We start from the raw sequence: 3,037 nt of genomic DNA, 5'->3' as shown, positions 1-3,037 counted from the left end.
GCACGCATCAGAGAGCAGTCGCTCACAGTCTATGGTTTTGGACAAAAAAAGACGCCGAAGCCATTCGTTGAAACTTGTGATAAATTCATCTACCTTGAATTACTTGAACCAGAGGCTGAATGTCCATCAAATGCCACACCTGTCACAGACCCGAGACTCTTCAATTATTTCAAAGCCGCTATCGATGCAACTAGTGATGACTCCAGATGGGCTTCACTGGGCGGAGTGGGTAGTCACATCAACAAGCAAGCACCCGACTTCGATTCCCGTACTTGGGGTCATACAAAGCTCTCTGACCTAGCCAAAGCTATCCCAAAGGTGGAAACCAAGCACAGCGACAGTCACTTTAAAGTCAGAATAAATCCTTCGAAAAAGAAAGCAGCTAAGAAGTCTCCAAGCAACGCATCACAATAGGTGACTCGAGATCGATCTGATTTTTCTGTAGTAAACTTCATCCATAGACTTGTCAGGAGCCTTTCCCATTTTCTCAGACAACAATTGCTTCGGCCTAGTTCCGTGTTCCGTGTTCCGTGTTCCGTGTTCAGAAAATGAAGTCTGGGCTTACATTGGCAGCAGCCTAATGCGTGAAATTTCGTGCGATGGGTGGCAGAGCTCGCTTAGCATCTAATTACGAATTAAGAATTAAGAATTAGAAATTATAAAATTTCATCAGGCTAGTTATTCCGGCTATGCCCCTCATCTGGTAACCGCATGCACGCAAAAAAGGAGCCTAGATGTAGACTCCCTTATTTCATCGTGTCAGCCTGAAAACTGAACACTGTCAACTGTACTCTAGTAAGGTCTACTGGCCTTCTTTTGGCTTTCTGGTACGCTTCACTTCTTTAGCGATAATCTCCACATAGAATGACTCGAGTGCGTCCTTCTCGGCTTGATCGATAGCAACAAAGAGCTGAGAAAAATGCACTGGGAGTGCCACTTCTGCATCAGCACCAAACTGGCAATCAAAGTCCCAGAAGTCCATACCTTCTGTGAGTGTCTTCTTACGCTCGCGTTTGATGTACTTGTTTATGGTGTTCTTTGCTGCTTCCACCATACGTGCAGGCTTCTTCTTCTCGTCAATAAGGCTAAATACTTTTCTCATAATCTGTTCTGGATTGGTGACAACATCACTCAGAAAGAAAACTTGAGCCCTAAAGTGCGCCGTCGCACCGTACCTCTACACGCATCCCCATAAGATGCAAAACAAACTTCCACTAAGCTACTACTTGTTGTTTTCCAGTGATACGAGGGAGATATAGCATTTTATCTCTAGAAATTTAGCAGCTGAAGCCTGCATGATGATGAAGTTTGCCTGCAACACCTCAGAATTCGCACTCCTTTTGCAGGATTGAGCGCAGCACATAGTCGCAATGAGCATCATTGCTAAAATAAATCAGACACAATCAGCACTATTATAATCAAACACTTATAAAAAAAGCGCAAAAAAATACCAATGTTTACTTGCCAAATTCTAAGAAATACGTTTTCTTTCCTCCGCAGCTAACGCAACACGGAGGGGTGGCAGAGTGGTTTAATGCACCGGTCTTGAAAACCGACGTAGGGTTAAACCTACCGTGAGTTCGAATCTCACCCCCTCTGCCAGCGTGGCAGCTTAAAAAAAGCGAATCGATTCCGATTCGCTTTTTTGTGTTTTAAAATCTGACTCAGCTTCTCCACAATGGATGCATCAATGCACACACTCAACATCATAGGAGCTGGCAAGCTGGGACAATCACTAGCTAGGCTTTGGCATGATTCGGACTTAGTTAACATCGGTGCGGTCCTTAATCGTTCGCTCAAAAGCTCTGAAACAGCTATAGAACATATTGGTGGCGGATCAACCGCTTCAGATCTAGAATCTATGCCAATTGCCGACCTCTGGATGATCACTACATCTGACGCCGAGATCAAGGGGGTTACAGAAAAACTTGCCGCCAGTGGTCAACTCAATGATGCCTCTATTGTATTCCACTGTAGCGGACTGCTGAGTAGTTCGGTGTTAGAGACGGTCGTGCCCACTGGTGCTCATGTGGCCAGCGTGCATCCTGTGATGAGTTTTGCTCAAGCTCTGAGTGATTTAGATTCTTTCGCTGGCACGTATTGCGGTTGTGAAGGCGATAGCGATGCATTGGCTATTCTATCCCCTCTCTTCGAAAAAATTGGAGGAACGTGCTTTACTCTGCATGCTGAACAAAAGGCGCTGTATCACACGGCTACTGCTCTGTGCTGCAATCAACTCACAGCGCTCACAGAAGCTAGCGTCCAGCTCTTTGAAAAAGCTGGGATTGACCGCTCAACTGCCAGCCAAATGATGCAACCCTTGATGCAAACCACCCTCACTAACATCTTTCAGAAAGGCACAACAAACGCTCTCACTGGCCCTATCGCCCGCGGCGATCACAATAGCGTATCAGCCCACATCGATGCCCTACAGACTACAAACACCAACACCCTAGCCATCTATCAGACCCTAGGAAAAGTGGCTGTTGAACTCAGTACCGCACAAGGGAATGCCAAGCCTGAAGAGCTAGCAGCGATTTCTCGGTTGTTGGACTAGCCACCCTATTGCTTTGCAAACTTTCACGTCACGGGTAGGTGTCTGTTTTTTTTGAATATACTGAGTCCACCTCGCCGGACGGTTCGGAGAACCTTCCCTGCCGACGATAGCTTCGCTCCAATTAAGAATTTCACCTGCCAGATTCCGGATCCGCTAGACGCGTGTGAGGGTTTGCTGGCAACTCCCGCAGACGATGTGGAGTTCGGGTTTTCCCCAGACATTCATGCTGCAACTTGGGCAGCTGTATTTACACCTGTTAGACCGATTCTTTTTCACCCCAGCCTGACGCATTTCAGTGTCACGCTTCTGCTCTTCTACAGTTCTGCTCACTAGGCCATCTTCATTGCTAGACTGTAGTTGGACTACTATCCCTAGCTTACGGAGCTCTTGGGTGCAGCGGCGAAAGTCCCCCTCAGCATCAACGTAATCAAACATCGTTTGACCAACCTTGTTCCCGCCTGGAGCTCCGGTAGAGGATGG

Annotated in this window: 3 protein-coding genes, 1 tRNA gene and 1 pseudogene; 3 read left to right on the top strand and 2 right to left on the bottom strand. The window is 46.9% G+C overall.

Annotated features, from left to right (window positions below):
• The coding region (locus ABGY95_RS06240) for an OST-HTH/LOTUS domain-containing protein (protein ID WP_347440832.1) at positions 1–414 on the top strand (414 nt) is incomplete at its 5' end.
• Positions 415–802: 388 nt separating this feature from the next.
• On the opposite strand, the gene ABGY95_RS06235 is transcribed toward ABGY95_RS06240, so the two are convergent.
• Complete coding sequence (locus ABGY95_RS06235) at positions 803–1,102, bottom strand: DUF6172 family protein (RefSeq protein WP_347440831.1); 300 nt, start codon at positions 1,100–1,102, stop codon at positions 803–805.
• A gap of 410 nt (positions 1,103–1,512) precedes the next feature.
• Here ABGY95_RS06235 and ABGY95_RS06230 point away from each other — a divergent pair.
• Together ABGY95_RS06230 and ABGY95_RS06225 are read left to right on the top strand one after the other, a co-directional pair.
• Positions 1,513–1,602: transfer RNA gene (locus ABGY95_RS06230), tRNA-Ser, on the top strand.
• Between the two features lie 76 nt (positions 1,603–1,678).
• Positions 1,679–2,557: a DUF2520 domain-containing protein gene (locus ABGY95_RS06225; protein ID WP_347440830.1), complete on the top strand. Its 879-nt coding sequence runs from the start codon at positions 1,679–1,681 to the stop codon at positions 2,555–2,557.
• 153 nt (positions 2,558–2,710) lie between these two features.
• On the opposite strand, the pseudogene ABGY95_RS06220 reads toward ABGY95_RS06225, so the two are convergent.
• A pseudogene (locus ABGY95_RS06220) lies at positions 2,711–3,037 on the bottom strand (hypothetical protein); the annotation flags it as partial.

Source organism: Rubritalea sp., from assembly GCF_039830215.1.
Taxonomy (GTDB): Bacteria; Verrucomicrobiota; Verrucomicrobiia; order Verrucomicrobiales; family Akkermansiaceae; genus Rubritalea.
This window is presented reverse-complemented; position numbering and strand designations above follow the sequence as displayed.

Excerpts from the sequence above, each read along its gene's own strand:
- ABGY95_RS06225 (WP_347440830.1), top strand. The coding sequence starts at position 1,679 with ATGGATGCATCAATGCACACACTCAACATCATAGGAGCTGGCAAGCTG.
- ABGY95_RS06235 (WP_347440831.1), bottom strand. The coding sequence starts at position 1,102 with ATGAGAAAAGTATTTAGCCTTATTGACGAGAAGAAGAAGCCTGCACGT.